Here is an 18,438-nt window from a genome sequence, read left to right on the forward strand (position 1 = left end):
AAAACCCGTGGTTCCACCCTAGTTCCCGCTCAAAACTTTGCGCGGCTCATTTTGATAACGGAACAATCCGCCAGCTATTACTTGGCAAAAGCCGTTCACAGCTGAAGTTTAGAGGTGGTAAGAGCATTACACGAGTTAGGAAGGTTTCAGCCTGTGCCTTCCCTCTCTTTGAACTGTGATAATACTCCCGTGTCCTCATCATAACCTTTTCGTGATGAATGATTTCAACCGTATTATAGACTGATTCGCCACCAAAAATCAAGGAGTACTGAAAGAAACTTATCGTTTTTGAAAGCTAGCCCTTGAAAAAAATCGAACCCGTTCCTGAAAGATGTTTTGGATCGTTTGAATCATTGCTTCCTCCTGTTGATCGGAGTATATATAAATTTCTAAAGGAGCAATGGATACAAGCGGGGCCAGCAAATGGGAATCAATATACATCGGGTGGCGATAAATAAATTCCCGATCAATCCACTTTTTCAATTCCAGCTCTTTTATTTCGATGAACTTTTCATTAAACACTTGAAAGGAAGTATCATGCAAAATATGAATCGTTGATAATTTCGGTTTTTTATTGAGAACATATTCCCGCAAGCTTTGAATAAAATTTTGGTATTCCTGCTCCATTTTATACTCTTCAATGGAGAGACCGACATATTCCGAAAGTCTTGATAAATAATCAGACAAGCGGAATTGAATAAATGATTCTATAGAAAAAGATTGGTTTGGCCGAAGGAAATTCGTTAAAGCAGAAATAATTAAGTTTTCTCTCGGCTCAAAATGTTTGATCATTGGAATTTCCGCCCGCTCTCCTTCCAAGATCGATTGAGCAATATGTAAAATTTGCTGTTTTTCATCTTCATCCTCAAAATAAAATTGTTTTTCAATTATAAAAAGAAGGAGACGGGGCTCTTTCACATTTAGAAAAAAGTCAACAAATGATGGTACGAGCACATCAGATATAAATGTTTCCCAATCATCTGTTTCACATGTTAATACTGTGCCGTTCAGCAAGGCTGCTTGGAAATCAAAGTTTTCCTTCTCTGTATTAAGCAATTGATGCAGATAAGAAGCTTCTTTTTCCGTTTGAAAAGTTATTTCCAGCAAAAAAAGATCCCCCCCTTTATATAGCAAGTCCTGTTTCTATATATATGGGGGGATGGCATTATTTAGAAGTGTTTGCTGTCCAGCGGTTATTCTTGTCTGCGATTTTTTCCTTTCAATTCCACGGGAATGGCCAAAAAACGAATCCTTTCCATAATTCTTTTTGCCTTTAGCTGTTCTATTTCGCCTTTTTGTGAATAAGTCAGGTGGTGTTCCAATTCGCTAAAATTAAAGTTGGATGTAAAAAAGGTCGGTAAATTTTCAAGCATGCGGAATTGGAGAATCGAGCCTAAAATGTCGTCTCTCATCCAGCTTGACATCGATTCAGCACCAATATCATCAAGCATTAATACCGGAATTTTTTTAACCGCATCAATCTTTTCATTCAGTGAATGATCTTGAAGAGCGCTTTTTAACTCCCTGACAAACTCCGGAACATATACAAGCATGGAAGGAACGCCTTTTTCCGCCAGCTCATTCGCGATCGCTCCAAGAATAAATGTCTTTCCCACGCCGAAGGAACCGTATAAATACAATCCTTTTAACCGATCATTTTGACCGTATTGCTCAACAAAATCTTGCACGAGAGACACTGCCTTCAGACGGTTCGGTTCGTTTAAATCAATATCCTCAAGGTGTGCATTGAGGATTTCCTTTGGTACATACATGCATTTAATGAGCGATTCTTGTTTTTTTCGAGCATCATATGCTTCTTTTCTCGGGCATTTATCATATTTCAGGTCGATTGTTTTTCTTTCAATAATTAATGTAGGGTGATATCCTTTTAAAATATTTTTGCACTCATCTAAATTTCGGCATTCACGGCAAAACTTGCTCTGCGTTACAAATTCATATAGTTTGCCTAAGCTGCGGTCAATCATATGTTCATCGATTTGATTTTTATGCTTTTCTAAAAATAACCTGACATCTTTGTCCGATTTTATTTGCTGTTTCAAGTTCAAATACGTTTCCCGAAACCCTTTGCTGTTCATGAATTGTTTTAAATGATTTTGCAGGGATTCCATCTTCCTCCCTCCTTTCACCTAGTCCTTCTGTTTATTTTTATATTTTTTAATCCGCTCCTGCAGCTTTTGTTTTTCTTTTTCAAACGCTTCCGGATCGATGTTTTCTACCTGTTGATTTTCGTTTTCCAAAAGCCATGAAGGGAGTTTTTCTTTTCGAACGATTTTTTTGCTGACAGTCTTCTTATCCTTTGTTTCCGCCCAGGTTAAATATTTCTTATGTTCTTTTTTCGCCACATCCACTGCATCCTTCACAGTTTTAATTCCTAATCGAGCCCAGTGGCTGGCAATTTTCTCAACATACGCTCTTGACAATCTCATATTTGTTTTTAGCAGGACATAATAAATTAAAACATTGACAACTCCGGGAAGCAGCTTTTGCTGAAACATGACATCTTCAATAATTTTCAAATCCGCTGCGGACGGTTCAATCCCGCCTGAAATATCTTTTAGAAACTGTCTTGGAGAGATGGATTCAAGCTGTCGAATTAATTCCTTATCTTTTGACTGTTCAATTTCTTCGTCTTTCACCCGCTGATTCAAAGGCTGAAGCCTATCAACAAGCTCTGGAAGACGGTTACCGTGATTCAGCTTATACCAATCCCTCGCCCATTTTCGCAGCTCGTCTAAATTAATTTGCTCATCATGATCCAAAGAACGGATGACCAGATTTTTCATTTCAATTGGATCAATTCCATAAACATATGCTAATTTCTCAACAGCTTCCTTAACCGCAGGCGTGATCGCTTTTTTGGGCACAATATGCTCTGATAAACCGGCATAAAACAATTGAAAATCAAAGGACTGGTTTTGAATCGAAATCGGTTTCCCAGGCGCATGATCAAAAAGCTCCTGATCGTTTTCCTCAGGTTCCATTGCAATATTGGCTGAAAGCTCAGATGGGTGGATCGATTGGTATACTTCATGAAATGATCTTGTCACATCTTTGGCGTTGCTATCAACCGATTTATCGGAAAAATAGCTTTTCAATCTTTGGTACACCGTTTTTCCAACTCTGTTATATAAATATATGTTCAACATTCCATCATAAAAAAATTGTTTGGGGGAAAGAGGTCGTTGAAGTTCATAAATATATTTTTTCGGTTCGCTTTCATCGACAAGGTATGTTTTTAAAAGACCTATTCCTTCTAATTTCAAACGGTCATGATAAATTTCATTTAATGGGGATTGAGTAACAGCCATTAAAAAATGGTGGGTCGATTCCGTCCCCCAAAGACGGTTTTGTTCAAGCTCGCTCCAAAGCGTCATGTATAAGTTTAACGTTCTTGGCCCGATTAAGGGCTGGTACAGTAATGTAAGAACTTTTCGGTCAAATTCATGAATCAAACTGCTCGTACATTTCACAACGTAGCGATCAACAGGCAGCAGCTCTTTCCAGTGATGATGTCCAATCATTTTTTCAAAACCTTCCCAAATAGCATGTCATAATCTCGCAGCTCTTTTATGAACGTTCTTTTTTGATCAGTTCTTTCAATTCCTCAATAAAGACATTTATATCTTTAAATTGCCTGTAAACAGAAGCAAATCGAACGTATGCGACTTCATCAATTTCGGCTAGTCTGTCCATCACCATTTCGCCGATCGTTTCGCTTGATATTTCCGATGTACCTAGATTTCTTAGTTCTTTTTCAATATCATGCGCAGCATCTTCCAATTTTTTTAAAGAAACCGGTCTTTTCTCACAAGCTTTAATCATCCCGCGCAAAACTTTTTCCCTGCTGAACTCTTCTCGTGTTCCTTCCTTTTTCACAACGATGAGCGGAATTTCTTCCACTTTTTCAAACGTTGTGAACCGATATTGACATTCCTCACATTCCCTTCGCCTCCGAATTGATCTCCCTTCATCGACTGGACGCGAATCTAAAACACGTGTTCCAAAATGGTGGCAGGAAGGGCATTTCATATCACCAGCTCCAATCTTTTTAACTAAATCAAAAAAGCTCTACCTACATCTTATTAAATAGCATTGGATCAGACAAGAAACTTTCAAGTTCTTGTATTTTTGTTATAGATAATTCGACTGAATGAAATGGATTTCTGTCAGTCCGGTCCAATCAAATGATGTTCGAACCGCCAAACAGTGATGGCAGCCATGCCAATAAAAGATTTTTTATTTTTGCATCACTACCATGAATGATTTTAAAAACATCAAAGCCTCTTTTTCATAACGGCTTTGCAGGGGGTAGAATAACTCGGTCCTTTGAGGCCGCAAATAAGATGCCTCTAAATACCATTCAATATGAAATATTATTCTTTATTATAATATAAAAAGAGGTGCAGTAAAAAGCTGACACCTCTTTGCATTTCCATTCAAATTTTATTCTGTTTTCACTTTAAAGTGCTTTTGCTTGACCCTGTTTGATTTGAACAGGACCCATACCGCGAGGAATTTCAATATTTTCGCGCGTTTGAGCACCTAAAGCTTCAGAAATGTAATCCGCTGCAATATTTGGATTTAAATCACCGCAAGTGTACACATCAATGCTAGCATATCCATGCTCTGGAAAACTATGAATTGTTAGGTGTGACTCTGAAATGATCACAACTCCGCTTACACCTTGAGGCGCAAACTTATGAAACGCAACCTCCCGGATTTCAGCACCTGATTTTAATGCTGCATTTACAAACGTTTTTTCAATAAATTCCAAGTCATTCAACTTATCAAAGTCGCATCCCCACAGCTCAGAGATAACGTGACGTCCCATTGTTTCCATAGCCATGGATCCCCCTTTATAAATTTTTATGAATTCTTCGCACTCTGGTATGTTTAACTACCACGGGGGAAAGTTAGTCCAAAGAGGTCCTAACCCTTTAAGTAGCCACATTACCTTGCGTTTAAGAAGTTCACGAAAAATAGTATATATGGTTTGATTTGTTTTTGCAACATACTTTGTCAAAAATTTTGCGCTGAAAAAAGTATCCAAACAAAAAGAAGAAGAGGGTCAATCTTTGTAAAGATCAACCCTCCCATCATTTTATACAGCTGCGGCCAATTTATTCAATTTGCTTGCTACAAGTTTTGCTAAATCCACAACGCGGCAAGAGTAGCCCCATTCATTATCATACCATGCAAGCACTTTTACCTTTCTTGTTCCCATAACCATTGTCGTTAAACCGTCGACAATAGCAGAGTGCGGGTTTGTGTTGTAGTCAACTGATACGAGCGGTTCTGAAGAAAAATCTAATATCCCCTTCAGCTTTCCTTGAGAAGCTTGGATAAACGCTTCATTTACCTCTTCAACGGTCACATCGCGTTTTAGATCTACAACAAAGTCTACGAGGGAGACGTTTGGTGTAGGCACTCTTAATGCAAGACCGTGCAATTTTCCTTTTAATTGCGGTAAAACTAAACCGATCGCTTTTGCTGCACCGGTAGTTGTCGGAATGATTGATTGGGCGCACGCTCGCGCTCTTCTTAAATCTTTATGCGGATTATCAATATTTCTTTGATCGTTCGTATATGCGTGGACAGTAGTCATTAAACCATATTCAATGCCAAACTGTTCATCAAGAACTTTTGCAACAGGCGCTAGACAGTTTGTTGTGCAAGAAGCATTCGAAATAATGACATGGTTGTCAGGATCATATTGTTCTTCGTTTACACCGATAACAATCGTTACATCTTCATTTTTTCCAGGTGCTGTTAAAATAACTTTCTTCGCCCCTGCCTCAACATGCATCATCGCTTTTTCACGGGAGTTGAATTTTCCTGTCGCTTCAATCACTATGTCCACATCTAGATCTTTCCAGGGAAGTTCAATAGGATTTCGATTGTTCAAAAGAAGCACTTTATGGCCATTTACAATTAAATGATCTTCTTTTGGAATGACTTCTCCTTCAAATTTCCCATGGTTTGTATCGTATTTAATTAAATGAGCCAATGTTTCTGCTGGATAGCTTGCATTGATTGCTACGATATTCAAATCTCCTTCTAAAATTGCTTTTCTGAATACCATTCGGCCAATTCGGCCGAAACCGTTAATGGCAACCTTAGCACTCATGTGAATATCCCCTTCCGGCATTATGTTACACTTTTTATCTCCTATTCTGTTAATTAGTATATCATATTTATAAAATAACGAAACAATTATTTTAATCGTTTCTTAAAAAAATATATACTAAAAATAAAAAAAACCGCTCTATTTGCGAGCGGATTAACCAATTCCCCAATTCATGAGAATGTTTTCCAATTGCTGTTCCGTTTCTTCTAATGTTCCATCATTGTTGATCACTGCATCGGCAAATTTTACTTTTTCTTTCAAAGGCATTTGTGCATTGATGCGTGATAAAGCTTCTTTCTTCGAAAAATTATTCCTTTTCATTAATCGTTCCAGTTGATTTTTTTCTCCCGTATAAACAACAATCACTTTATCCACTAAATGCTTCAAATTGCTTTCAAATAGAAGGGGAATATCAAGAACTACTGCTTTCGCACCTTCTGAGATCAATTGTTCCTGTCGCCTTTTCATTTCCAGCCTGACCTCAGGATGTACAATACTGTTTAGCTTCTCCCGCTTATCTTCGTTTTGAAATACAATGGAGCCTAATCGAGCTCGGTTGATCGTTAAGTCTTCGTTTAATATTTCCTTTCCGAAAGCATTTACGATCTCTGTATATGCTTTTTTGCCGACTTCTACCACTTCTCTTGCAATTAGATCTGCGTCAATAACTGGAATGCCTCTTTTTTTAAGCATTTCAGACACAGTGCTTTTTCCACTTGCTATGCCTCCAGTTAATCCAATAATCATTGTCATATCATCATTCTCCTTTATCCTTACATGGCCCAAACACCGATCATTATTAATAATAAACCCGGGATAAATGAAAACTTTTCAAAAAACGAATAGGATGAAGCAAATCGGCCGGATTTCATTCCAATATAAACAAACATCGTGCTCATACAAGTGACGAAAATAGCTGTTAAAAAAGGTTCATACCCTGCTAAAGCCGCACCGATTCCTGCTCCGAATGAATCGAGCGAAAGAGCGATCCCAAGCAGCAAAGCTTCCACGCCTGTAATCTCGCCAGATCGATCCATATCAACTGCAGCAGGCTTTTTCAATATATGAATGACAATGCCTAACGATTTTAATTCCATATTTAAAATCGTTTTTTCACTCTTTTCCTCATCTTTCTCATCCTCTGATTCATTGTTGCGGAAAAAGGAATATAACACAAACATGCCAAGCAAAATGAAAATAGCTCCGCCAAGCCTATCCGTAAAATAGGGAGGAAGAACACTTTGAGCTATTTGTCCGGCCATCATCGCAGCGAGCAACACAATCGCCGAACAGCATGAAATAGTGATAATCGATTTAATTGGAATTTTTACTTTACGCAAACCGAACGCTAAGCCAACAGAAAAACTATCAAGACTGACTGCCAACGCCAATATTAAAACCGATCCGATTTCCGTCATTTTATCAAATGCCCCTTCTTTCCTTTTATTGCTAACATAGTAATATGAAAACCGCCTAAAATGTGTTCGCTTCAGAAGGTGGCATAAATCTTTCTACACTTGGCAAGATGAACAAAAATGTGTGCCTCTTCCCCCAATTTTTATTTTTTGGATAGGGCTTCCGCAAATTTTACATTGTTCTTTTTCTCTTGCATAGACAAATAAGTCCAGTTGAAACATCCCGATTTGCCCTTGTGAATTGACGTAGGATCGGACAGTACTTCCTCCTTTTTCAACTGCTTCCTTCAGCGTTTGAATAATTTCCCGATGCAATATTTTCACTTTTTCCGCTGTCAAATCTTTTGCCAGCCGCTCCGGATGAATGCCTGATCGAAACAATACTTCATCAACGTAAATGTTTCCTAATCCCGCCACTATTTTTTGGTCAAGCAAAACCGTCTTGATGTTTCTAGAGGTAGACTGAAGCTTGCTCATAAGTCTTTCAGCAGTAAATTGTTCCGAAAAAGGCTCCATCCCTAACTGGGACAAAGGAGGATGCTTCTCCTCCTCGCCCTTTTGATACAGATGCATAGTGCCAAATTTGCGAACATCCCGATATCTTAATTCCGTTTCATCTTGAAAGCGAAAAATGACATGTGTGTGAGGTTCAATGGGCTTTATTTTTGGATACAGTCCATATCTTCCTTCCATTCGTAAATGTGATACAAGAACATATCGATCTAAATAAAATTTTAAAAATTTCCCTCTTCTTCCGATTTCATTGATTGTTTCCCCTTTCAAAACGCGGCAAAACTGCTCTGCGTCTTCGGGACGTTTGATGATTTTCGGCCATGATACGATAACTTCATCGATGACTTTTCCTATGACAAGCTCCCTTAATGTTTTTCGAATCGTTTCTACTTCAGGAAGCTCAGGCATTATGTTCACCCCTTATCTCCACTCGAAAAAGGCGGGGGAGCTTCCCTTTCCGCCTTTTTCAAATTATTTCGCTTCATACCACGTAGAACCGTAAGAATAATCAACCTTTAACGGCACTTTTAGCTGAATGGCATTTTCCATTACTTCCGGAACAAGCTTTTCTAAAATTTCAATTTCATCCTTTGGCGCTTCAAACACCAATTCGTCATGAACTTGAAGCAGCAGCCTCGTTTGCAAATTTCGTTTTTCAATTTCTTGCGCCATATCGATCATCGCTTTTTTGATAATATCCGCTGCACTTCCTTGAATCGGAGTATTCATGGCTGTTCGCTCGGCGAAGCTTCTGATATTGAAATTTCTGCTCGTAATTTCCGGAATATATCTCCGACGCTGCATTAGTGTCGTTACATAGCCTTTTTGCTTCGCCTCTTGGATTATGCCATCCATATATTCTTTAACGCCTTTATAAATTTCAAAATATTTTTTAATAAATTCACCAGCTTCTTTTCGGGTAATTCCTAAGTTTTGCGACAATCCGTAATCGCTGATTCCGTAAACAATCCCGAAATTAACTGCTTTTGCCTGTCTTCTCATGTTGGAGGTCACTTTATCTTCTTCAACATGGAACACATCGATCGCCGTTTTTGTATGAATATCAAGATCTTGTTGAAACGCTTCAATCAATTTTTCATCTCCAGATATATGCGCAAGCACTCGCAGTTCAATCTGGGAATAGTCCGCAGCAAAAATGACCCAATCTTTTTCAGAAGGGATAAATGCTTGACGAATTTTGCGGCCTTCCTCAAGGCGAATCGGAATGTTTTGCAAATTCGGGTCTGTGGAGCTTAATCTTCCGGTTTGCGTTAATGCTTGATTAAATCGGGTGTGGATTTTATGCGTATCACGATGGACAACCTTCAGCAGCCCTTCAATATACGTCGATTGAAGCTTTCCGAGCTGCCGGTAATGCAAAATTTTCTCCACAATTTCGTGCTGTCCTCTCAATTTTTCTAAAACGTCCGCAGAGGTCGAATACCCCGTTTTGGTCTTTTTCAAAACCGGTAGATTGAGCTTTTCAAATAAAATCGGCCCAAGCTGCTTCGGAGAATTAATGTTAAATGACACTCCAGCTAGACGATGAATATCCTTTTCTAATTGCTTCAGCTGTTCATCAAGCTCTTTTCCCATTTCTTTCAGACGGTTGACGTCTATCTTTACTCCTGTTGTTTCCATGTCAGATAAAATGGCTGACAGCGGAAGCTCCAATTCGCTGAATAAATGAAATTGTTCATTTTCTTCTAATTCTTGTATTAATAATTCTTCCAGCTCATAAATGGCTAACGCTTTTCTGGCAAGATGTTCGCCTAAAATGTCTTCATCAGGGATATGACGTTTAGCGCCTTTTCCGTAAATCACTTCATCCTTTTGAACTAAATGTTTATTTTTTGCCTTTGCAAGCTCGGCTATGTCGTCAATCGTTTCAGACGGGTTTAAAATGTATGAGGCAATGAGAACATCAAACTCAATACCTGCTAAATCAATGTTTCGCCAGCGCAGCGCCACAATTGATTTTTTCGCATCAAACACCACTTTCCGCTTTGTTTCGTCCTTCACCCATTCTATGAACTCTTTTGAATGTAGCGCAATTTCGGCTGGAATATAAAAACATCCATTTTCGTTTGCGATAGAAAACCCGATGATTTCTCCAGTATGATAATTTTCATCAATGATTTCCACTAAAAGAGCTGCCTTCTCTGATAAAACCTTGTCTGACAGCTTTTCAACTTTTTCGAACTTAATCGTCGGCATTTCATCCGCTTCTTCATTCTCATGCTCTCCCATTTTGTCTAGGAGCGATTGGAAGCCTAGTTCCTTAAAAATTTTCACTACTTTTTCTTTGTCATAGCCTTTATACTCAAGGTCTTGAATTTTTATTTCGACAGGAGCTTCACAATTAATTGTCGCAAGCTGTTTGCTCATTAATGCTTGCTCTTTATAGTTTTGTAAGTTTTCCTTTAATTTTTTTCCATTTACTTCTTCAATCGAATTTAAAATATTTTCGACTGTCTCAAACTGTTTCAGCAATTTAATCGCGGTTTTCTCTCCAACGCCGGGCACACCTGGGATATTATCTGATTGATCGCCCATCAATCCTTTCAAATCAATAATTTGTGCCGGGCTTAGCCCATACTTCTCTTGAATCGATTCAGGCGTGTGCGGTTCAACATCCGTAATTCCTTTTTTCGTGATGGAAACGGTCGTTTTTTCAGTTGCCAGCTGTGTTAAATCCTTATCTCCGGAAATAATTTTCACTTCAAAATCTTGCTTCTCAGCTTGTCTCGCAACTGTTCCAATAATATCATCAGCCTCATAATTTTCGAGTTCATATGTTGTAATTTTGTAGGCATCAAGCAAATCCCGTATAAATGGTAGCTGCTCCGACAATTCAGGCGGGGTTTTTTGCCGAGTTCCTTTATATTCTTTAAAAGTTTTATGCCGGAACGTTGTTTTCCCTGCATCAAATGCAACAAGGATATGTGTCGGTTTTTCTTCCTCCAGTACTTTTAACAGCATATTTGTAAAGCCGTAAATTGCATTCGTATAAATCCCCTTATCATTATTTAAAAGCGGCAAAGCGAAAAACGCTCTGTAAGCAATACTGTTTCCATCAATTAAAACTAGCTTCTTTGTCACTACTACTAGCCTCCTTCAACTAAAAAAGCCATGCCTTCCTTCTATTCTACCATTACTTTCAGCAGAAGAAAAAACATGGCTTATCGATTTTATTCTGTTTCTCCCATTAATATTTTGGCGTATGGAGAATCGAACGGGAGAACGATGACTGTTTCACCGTCGATTGTTTTCTTGTAGGATTGAAGTGTTCTATATAATTCATAAAATTTAGGATCTTTTGAATAAGCCTGGTTATAGAGCTTCGCCGCCTCCGCCTCTCCATGACCGCGGATGGTTTCAGCTTGAGCTTCAGCTTTTGCCAGCATTTCTTTTACTTGTCTGTCCGTTTCAGCAACAATTCGATTTTTCTCTGCATCCCCCATCGATAAATATTCTTGGGCTTTTGATTCCCGCTCTGATATCATCCTAGTAAATACCGATTTTTCATTTGCTTCCGGCAAATCCGTCCGTTTAATTCTTACATCAACCACCTTAATGCCGAAATGATTTTGTTCAAGCAGGTTATTAACAATATTTGTGATTTTGTCATTCAGGCTCCCGCGGGAAGACTTTTCATCATTAATAATTTCATCATAATTCAGTTTTCCAAGCTCCGATCTCACAGTGGAAAAGATAAATTCCGACATTTTTGCCTCTGCATTGACAACTGTTCTTGCATTGGCGATCATTTCTTTCGGATCTTCGATTCTCCAAACCGCATAGTTGTCAATTAATATTCGTTTTTTATCCTTTGTATTGATTTCCGCTTCCTCCACATCATACGTTAATTGATGCTTTGGAAGACTTTCAACTGTTTGTATGAAAGGAATTTTTAAATGGAGGCCAGGCTTCTCTATAATTTTTACAACTTCGCCAAATTGGCGAACGACTTTATATTCATTTTCTTTCACAACAAAAACGTTGCTGAATAAAAATAGCAAACACGCAAATAAACCGGCTATAACAGACCCTAGGCGTATGTATTTCTTCCATTCAAAATTAATTTTCTTTTCATTCTTGTCCATTGTTTTCACCTCTTTTTTGCGTGTTCTCGCTCGATTGATCAGCTTTTTGCTGACTTTGCTGATCATTAGGCAGCACTTGCTGCATAGGCTGAACAGGAAAATACTTCATTGTATTTCCATCATCCTTCATAATGTAAATTTGCGCATTTGGCAGCACGCTGTCTATCGTTTCTAAAATTAGACGTTTTTCTGTGATTTCTTTTGAATTTTTGTATTCATTGTATAAAGAATTAAATAGTGCGACTTCCCCTTTCGCTTGTTCAATTCTGGACGCTCTGTCACCTTCAGCTTTGGAGATGATTGCATCGCGCTCTCCTTCTGCCTCTTTTGTTCGTTTATTCCTATATTTATTGGCTTCGTTTATTTTCGTATTCATCATTTCTCTTGCATCCGTAACGTTTGTAAACGCCTTTCGAACTTCTTCGTTCGGCAAATCAACATCCTGCAATTTGACCGCAATGATTGAAATGCCAATATCATACTTTTTCATCAACGAGCTTAATAATTCTTGCACTTGAGCTTCAATTTCCACTTTTCCGCTCGTTAAAGCATTGTCAATTTTTGAACTTCCAATAATGCTTCTTAACGAAGCAGATGTTGCATCCCGCAAAATTTCCTTTGGATTTTCAGCATTGAACAAATATTTTGCCGGATTCGTTATTTTCCATTGAACGACCATATCTGCTAACACAATGTTTTCATCGCCTGTAATCATTTTTGTTTCCTTTGGAAAAGACTCAACTTTTCCATCTTTTTCTTTATATCCAAATTGTAAACTGAATGTTTCTTTGGATAGTTTTTTTACCGATTGAATCGGCCATGGCCATTTAAAATGAAGCCCAGGCTCAGTTATACCCTCTTCCACTTTTCCAAATGTAGTAATAACCGCTTGTTCCGACTCGTCTACAGTAAACCAGGAAGTAATCGCAGCAAGACCGAGAATGCTGATCAGAAAAATAAATCCAATAATTGTTAATAATCTTCTTATGCTTACCATTATATCCCCCCATCTCTCTCTATTTATTATTTCATACGAAAAAAGTACGATTTTGTTTCATTTAAAAAACGCAGCCAAAAAAAAAAGACGGAAACGTAATTGTTTCCATCTGCAAATGGGCTCCTTGGATGAAGGGGTTTTCGAATGCCATTTTAACAATCAAATGTTAACTTAGCATAAATTGGATGTAAATCTTATGTTAAACTATTCATTGTATCTTTGAAAAGTCACAGTAAAAGTCGTTCCAACACCAACGGTGCTTTTGACTGTCAAATTTGCTTGGTGGGCTTCTACTAAATGTTTTACGATCGCAAGCCCTAAACCAGTTCCACCTGAGTTTCTGCTTCTAGCTTTATCAACTCTATAAAAACGCTCAAAAATTCTAGGAATTTCCTCTTCTCTAATTCCAATTCCGGTGTCTTGAACAGAAATGGCTACTTCATCATGTCCAGCCTTAACAGAAAGGGTCACTTTTCCGCCAGCTGGCGTATACATAATTCCGTTGCTGGCTAAGTTTATAAAAATTTGCTTCAGCCGATGAGGATCGCCTTCAATAAAAACAGGCTCGTCTGGAACATCCAATATAAAATCAATATTTTTTTCTTTCGCTTTTCTATCTAGCAAATGATGAATTTCTTTTAAAAACTCGTTTACATTGCATTTTCTAAGCTCCAGCTGAAAGCCCTGCTGCTCGATTTTTGATAAATCTAATAAATCTTGAATTAAAGATTGCATTCGTTCGCTTTCTTTTAAAATGATGGATAAAAAAAAATGCAATGTTTGTTCATCTTTCATGGCGCCATCCAGCAATGTTTCAGAAAACCCTTTGATGGAGGTGATCGGTGTTTTTAATTCATGAGATACATTTGCTACAAAATCTTTTCGTATTTGTTCAAGCTTTTTCAATTCGGTAATATCGTGAAAAACAAGAACGACGCCTTTCCATACTTCGCTTTTTCCAATGATCGGAGCACCGTAAACTTCAAAATGCTTTCTTTCGATGTTAACAGGAAGCATAATATGCTTTCTTATATTTGATTCCGTCAAAAAAATTTCTTCGACCATTTGAATAATTTCTTTATATGCAATCGCTTCTTGGTAAGATTTATATAAATAATCCTCTTGATTAATTTGGAAAATTTCTTTAAAGGCTTTATTCATCAGGCTAATATAGCCACGTTCATCAATGAAAAGAAGACCGCTTCCCATGTTTTCAATCAATGTTTGCAGCCTTTCCTGGTGCAATTCCTGGGTTCTTGTCATGTCTTGAAGGTTGCGTGCCAAAATGTTGATGGATTTGCTCAACATACTCGTTTCGTCGCCTGATGAATTTTCATATGTTCTCGCTTTGTAATTTCCTTTTGCAAGCTCCATCGCCACTTCTGTCGCCGATTCGATCGGTTTCGTATACTGCTTCATAATGCGGGTGCCAAAAATTAAAATGATCGTTAATGCCGCAATAAGACTCCCTATAATGAAAAACCAAATTTCTTTATTCATCGCTTCGAAATATTTGATGGAAGTCCCGAAAACTAAAAATCCCTTTCGTTCATCTTGTTGAAAGATGGGAATACCGTAAAATAACAAATCAGCTTGATCGAGACCTAGGCGAAATCCTTCCTTTGCATTTCGGTGGTTGGTCAAGATCAGTTCTGATAATCTTTCGTCGCTTTGATGAAAGCTAGGACCTGTTTTAAAAACGATGTTTCCGTCCATATCCATAAAAAGAAGGAGTGAGTTTAATTTTTCGCTCATTTCCTCCATTTTATGCTTCATTTCGGTAGAACCTATCTTTTCATTCTCAATGACCAGCTTGATCAACTCGGCTTCTTTTTTAAATTGCTTCTCATAATTGATGAAGTAAAACGATTGAAATAATTGTCCTAAAATAAATCCAAAACCAAGCAGAACAGTAATAATTAATGCTGTAAACGCAAGAAGCAGTTTTGAACGGAACTTACTCATTTAGCTTTGGATCCTCCAGTTTGTAGCCTAGACCTCTGATCGTTTTAATATATTCAGGCTTTTTCGTATTCCGTTCAATTTTTTCTCTTAAATGGCTGATATGAACATCCACAATTCTTGTATCACCGGCAAAATCATAATTCCAAACAGCGCTTAATAACTGATCCCTTGTCAAAACTCGGCCTTTATGTTTCGCAAGATAAAGAAGCAGTTCAAACTCTTTCGGTGTAAAGTCAAGTCTTTCTTGTTCAAAATAAGCTTCATATCGTTCAGGCATAATTTTTAAATCACCGATAATAATGTTGTTTTCTTCCGCTTCTTTTTTTACATGCATGTGAGCATCTTCTGATCTGACACGCCGCAGGATTGCTTTTACCCGAGCGATAATTTCTCTTGGACTGAACGGTTTTGTCATGTAATCGTCCGCACCTAACTCAAGCCCAAGCACCTTATCAAATTCATCATCTTTTGCCGTAAGCATTAAAATGGGCGTCATCACTTTGCGCTGTCTAAGCTGTTTACAAATTTCCATACCATCTATACTCGGGAGCATTAAATCAAGCACAATTAAATCCGGTGCATCTGTAATTGCTTTTTCAAATCCTTCGCTTCCATCCTGAGCAGTAATGACTTCATAGCCTGCTTGTTCAAGATTATACTGAAGAAGAGTCACAATCGATTGTTCATCATCCACTACTAATATTTTTTTACTCATAAAATCCTCCAATAATTTTCTCCTACTGTTCTTATTATTCTTTATTATTATTATAGTCCACGAAGCAGAAAGAACCAATACAAGAAAAGCTGCTTTCAGAAGATTTTAAAGAATCGATAGAAACATGATGGAGCGGTTTTGAAGCGGAAATTGAAAAAGCGGACGAATTTTCTGTGCAAGCTCTCTTTTTTCTTTTATAAGAAAAAGGAGGAACATAACATGTCCTCCTTTTTCTATCATGCACTATATTAATGCTTTCATAACATTTCTTACAGATTCCGCAGATTTTTCCAAAGCTGCTTTTTCTTCATCCGTCAGTTCAAGCTCAATAATTTGCTCTAAGCCATTGCCTCCAAGAATTGTTGGAACGCCTAAATAAATACCTTCAAAACCGTATTCTCCTTCTAAATATGCAATGGCAGGCAATACGCGGCGCTGATCTTTAACAATCGCTTCCACCATTTCTACAAGAGATGCGGCTGGTGCGTAGTATGCGCTTCCGTTTCCAAGCAGGTTAACAATTTCTCCCCCGCCTTTTCTAGTTCTTTCAACAATCGCATCCAATCGCTCTTTCGGAATTAATTTTTCTAACGGAATGCCCCCTGCGTATGAATAGCGAACTAATGGCACCATGTCATCTCCGTGGCCGCCTAACACAAATCCTGTAATGTCTTTGACTGATAAATTCAATTCTTGAGCAACAAATGTGCGGAATCTTGCGGTATCTAAAACTCCAGATTGACCGATGACGCGGTGTTTTGGAAATCCGGATTCTTTATAAACAGTGTAAGTCATTGCATCAACCGGATTTGTCAGCACAATGATAATGGAGTTTGGGGAATATTTTACAACTTCTTTTGTGACGCTTTTCATTACTTTTTGGTTGGTCTGCACTAAATCGTCTCGACTCATTCCAGGTTTTCTTGCAATTCCTGCCGTGATCACAACAATATCGGAATCAGCCGTTTCCTCATAGTTTGATGTTCCGATAATGTTCGCATCAAATCCAAGAACAGGGCTTGATTCAAGCATGTCCAACGCTTTCCCTTTTGTCGGATTCTCTGCTTGCGGAATGTCAACGAGCACAACATCTCCCAGCTCTTTTTTTGCCAGCAAAAAAGCTGTTGTCGCACCAGTAAATCCAGCACCAATGACAGAAATTTTCTTTCTTTTAATCGCCATTTCAAGCATCCATCCTCTCTTTTATGTAAGTGATTTTTCAAAAATGAATCTAAATGGAGAGCTACTTCGTAAAGAAGCAGCTCTCAGTTCTTTGTTTAACCCATGTTTTTAATCAATTCATTGCCGAATTCAGAGCATTTTACTTCCGTAGCTCCGTCCATGAGGCGTGCAAAGTCATAGGTGACAACTTTTGAAGCGATCGTTTTTTCCATTGCTTGAATGATTAAATCAGCTGCTTCTTTCCATCCTAAATGTTCGAGCATAAGCACTCCAGAAAGAATTACGGAAGATGGATTCACTTTATCAAGTCCGGCGTATTTTGGTGCTGTACCGTGTGTTGCTTCAAAAATCGCATGCCCTGTCTCGTAGTTAATGTTTGCTCCTGGAGCAATACCGATTCCGCCTACTTGTGCAGCCAAAGCATCCGAAATGTAGTCTCCATTTAAATTCATCGTTGCTACTACATCAAACTCGCGCGGACGAGTAAGAATTTGCTGTAGGAAAATATCTGCAATTGCATCTTTAATAATAATTTTTCCAGCTTTTTCTGCTTCTTCTTGCGCTTTGTTAGCCGCTTCTTTTCCTTCTTTTTCAACAATGCGGTCATACTCAGCCCATGTGAATACTTTATCGCCAAACTCTTGCTCAGCCAATTCATATCCCCAATTTTTAAACGCGCCTTCTGTAAATTTCATAATGTTCCCTTTATGAACAAGGGTGACAGATTTTCTTCCGTGTTCAATTGCATAGTTAATGGCCGCACGGACAAGCCGTTTCGTTCCTTCTTCAGAAATAGGCTTAATGCCGATTCCGGACGTTTCAGGGAAACGGATTTTGTTTACTCCCAGCTCTTTTTGTAAAAATTCAATGACTTTTTTTACTTCTTCTGTCCCTTTTGCATACTCTATGCCGGCATAGATGTCTTCGGTATTTTCACGGAAAATTACCATGTCTGTATCTTGAGGACGTTTTACAGGGGAAGGAACTCCATTGAAATAACGGACAGGTCTTAAGCACACAAATAAATCCAGCTCTTGGCGAAGAGCAACGTTTAAAGAACGGATTCCTCCACCTACAGGAGTTGTTAACGGACCTTTGATCGCAATCATATACTCGCGTATCACATCAAGCGTTTCTTGAGGAAGCCATTCCCCAGTCTCTTTAAAAGCTTTTTCACCAGCAAGCACTTCTTTCCAAACGATTTTCTTTTCGCCATTGTATGCTTTTTCTACAGCTGCTTCCAGCACTTTTGACGCAGCTCTCCAAATATCAGGACCAGTGCCGTCTCCTTCAATAAACGGAATTATAGGATCATTTGGAACGTTTAAAGTACCATTTGTCATTGTAATTTTTTGACCTTCTGCCACAATCATTACCTCCTAAATATGTATTCTCTA

16 protein-coding genes are annotated in these 18,438 nt (G+C 38.3%); all 16 read right to left on the reverse strand.

Translation table 11 applies throughout. The features are described 5' to 3' along the window. Positions 1 to 279 precede the first annotated feature (279 nt). Positions 280 to 1,107 (reverse strand): putative sporulation protein YtxC, encoded by an 828-nt coding sequence (gene ytxC, locus ACVIJU_RS14950; RefSeq protein ID WP_063387414.1) that lies wholly within the window; start codon positions 1,105 to 1,107, stop codon positions 280 to 282. A gap of 86 nt (positions 1,108 to 1,193) precedes the next feature. Continuing rightward, positions 1,194 to 2,129 carry a primosomal protein DnaI gene (gene dnaI, locus ACVIJU_RS14955; RefSeq protein WP_063387413.1) on the reverse strand — a complete coding sequence of 312 codons (936 nt, stop codon included), beginning with the start codon at positions 2,127 to 2,129 and terminating at the stop codon, positions 1,194 to 1,196. An 18-nt stretch (positions 2,130 to 2,147) separates the two neighbouring features. Continuing rightward, positions 2,148 to 3,542, reverse strand: coding sequence for a replication initiation and membrane attachment family protein (locus ACVIJU_RS14960; RefSeq protein ID WP_063387412.1), 1,395 nt, complete (start codon positions 3,540 to 3,542; stop codon positions 2,148 to 2,150). 46 nt (positions 3,543 to 3,588) lie between these two features. Further along, a complete protein-coding gene (gene nrdR / locus ACVIJU_RS14965) occupies positions 3,589 to 4,050 on the reverse strand; it encodes a transcriptional regulator NrdR (RefSeq protein WP_063387411.1) in 462 nt (153 codons plus the stop codon). Between the two features lie 430 nt (positions 4,051 to 4,480). Beyond that, a complete protein-coding gene (gene speD / locus ACVIJU_RS14970) occupies positions 4,481 to 4,861 on the reverse strand; it encodes an adenosylmethionine decarboxylase (protein ID WP_063387410.1) in 381 nt (126 codons plus the stop codon). A 261-nt stretch (positions 4,862 to 5,122) separates the two neighbouring features. Beyond that, positions 5,123 to 6,148: a glyceraldehyde-3-phosphate dehydrogenase gene (locus ACVIJU_RS14975; RefSeq protein WP_063387490.1), complete on the reverse strand. Its 1,026-nt coding sequence runs from the start codon at positions 6,146 to 6,148 to the stop codon at positions 5,123 to 5,125. A 153-nt stretch (positions 6,149 to 6,301) separates the two neighbouring features. Further along, positions 6,302 to 6,901 (reverse strand): dephospho-CoA kinase, encoded by a 600-nt coding sequence (coaE, locus tag ACVIJU_RS14980; RefSeq protein ID WP_063387409.1) that lies wholly within the window; start codon positions 6,899 to 6,901, stop codon positions 6,302 to 6,304. A 20-nt stretch (positions 6,902 to 6,921) separates the two neighbouring features. Further along, positions 6,922 to 7,641, reverse strand: coding sequence for a sporulation membrane protein YtaF (gene ytaF, locus ACVIJU_RS14985; protein WP_261308730.1), 720 nt, complete (start codon positions 7,639 to 7,641; stop codon positions 6,922 to 6,924). Positions 7,642 to 7,659: 18 nt separating this feature from the next. Then, complete coding sequence (mutM, locus tag ACVIJU_RS14990) at positions 7,660 to 8,484, reverse strand: DNA-formamidopyrimidine glycosylase (protein WP_063387407.1); 825 nt, start codon at positions 8,482 to 8,484, stop codon at positions 7,660 to 7,662. A gap of 63 nt (positions 8,485 to 8,547) precedes the next feature. Further along, positions 8,548 to 11,178, reverse strand: a complete 2,631-nt coding sequence (gene polA / locus ACVIJU_RS14995; protein WP_456687718.1) for a DNA polymerase I — start codon at positions 11,176 to 11,178, stop codon at positions 8,548 to 8,550. Positions 11,179 to 11,267: 89 nt separating this feature from the next. Next, the gene (hflC, locus tag ACVIJU_RS15000) at positions 11,268 to 12,182 is read right to left on the reverse strand and encodes a protease modulator HflC (protein ID WP_063387405.1); all 915 of its coding nucleotides are present in this window, start codon (positions 12,180 to 12,182) and stop codon (positions 11,268 to 11,270) included. After that, entirely contained in the window at positions 12,169 to 13,179 is a 1,011-nt protein-coding gene (hflK, locus tag ACVIJU_RS15005) for an FtsH protease activity modulator HflK (protein ID WP_063387404.1), read from the reverse strand. Before hflK ends, hflC begins: the two co-directional genes overlap by 14 nt. Positions 13,180 to 13,383: 204 nt before the next feature. Further along, entirely contained in the window at positions 13,384 to 15,144 is a 1,761-nt protein-coding gene (gene pnpS / locus ACVIJU_RS15010; RefSeq protein ID WP_339197028.1) for a two-component system histidine kinase PnpS, read from the reverse strand. After that, a complete protein-coding gene (locus ACVIJU_RS15015; RefSeq protein WP_063387489.1) occupies positions 15,137 to 15,859 on the reverse strand; it encodes a response regulator transcription factor in 723 nt (240 codons plus the stop codon). The genes pnpS and ACVIJU_RS15015 overlap by 8 nt, the downstream gene beginning before the upstream one ends. Positions 15,860 to 16,102: 243 nt before the next feature. Further along, positions 16,103 to 17,041 (reverse strand): malate dehydrogenase, encoded by a 939-nt coding sequence (mdh, locus tag ACVIJU_RS15020; RefSeq protein ID WP_063387488.1) that lies wholly within the window; start codon positions 17,039 to 17,041, stop codon positions 16,103 to 16,105. Between the two features lie 95 nt (positions 17,042 to 17,136). Next, on the reverse strand, positions 17,137 to 18,408 hold the full coding sequence (icd, locus tag ACVIJU_RS15025) for an NADP-dependent isocitrate dehydrogenase (protein WP_066247811.1): 1,272 nt from the start codon (positions 18,406 to 18,408) through the stop codon (positions 17,137 to 17,139). Between the last annotated feature and the right edge of the window lie 30 nt (positions 18,409 to 18,438).

It is taken from the genome of Aeribacillus sp. SP014 (assembly GCF_054055575.1).

Coding starts and splice junctions, on each gene's coding strand:
- ACVIJU_RS14975 (WP_063387490.1), bottom strand. CDS start 6,148: ATGAGTGCTAAGGTTGCCATTAACGGTTTCGGCCGAATTGGCCGAATG.
- ACVIJU_RS15015 (WP_063387489.1), bottom strand. CDS start 15,859: ATGAGTAAAAAAATATTAGTAGTGGATGATGAACAATCGATTGTGACT.
- mdh (WP_063387488.1), bottom strand. CDS start 17,041: ATGGCGATTAAAAGAAAGAAAATTTCTGTCATTGGTGCTGGATTTACT.
- dnaI (WP_063387413.1), bottom strand. CDS start 2,129: ATGGAATCCCTGCAAAATCATTTAAAACAATTCATGAACAGCAAAGGG.
- pnpS (WP_339197028.1), bottom strand. CDS start 15,144: ATGAGTAAGTTCCGTTCAAAACTGCTTCTTGCGTTTACAGCATTAATT.
- coaE (WP_063387409.1), bottom strand. CDS start 6,901: ATGACAATGATTATTGGATTAACTGGAGGCATAGCAAGTGGAAAAAGC.
- ACVIJU_RS14960 (WP_063387412.1), bottom strand. CDS start 3,542: ATGATTGGACATCATCACTGGAAAGAGCTGCTGCCTGTTGATCGCTAC.
- hflK (WP_063387404.1), bottom strand. CDS start 13,179: ATGGTAAGCATAAGAAGATTATTAACAATTATTGGATTTATTTTTCTG.
- nrdR (WP_063387411.1), bottom strand. CDS start 4,050: ATGAAATGCCCTTCCTGCCACCATTTTGGAACACGTGTTTTAGATTCG.
- hflC (WP_063387405.1), bottom strand. CDS start 12,182: ATGGACAAGAATGAAAAGAAAATTAATTTTGAATGGAAGAAATACATA.
- mutM (WP_063387407.1), bottom strand. CDS start 8,484: ATGCCTGAGCTTCCTGAAGTAGAAACGATTCGAAAAACATTAAGGGAG.
- speD (WP_063387410.1), bottom strand. CDS start 4,861: ATGGAAACAATGGGACGTCACGTTATCTCTGAGCTGTGGGGATGCGAC.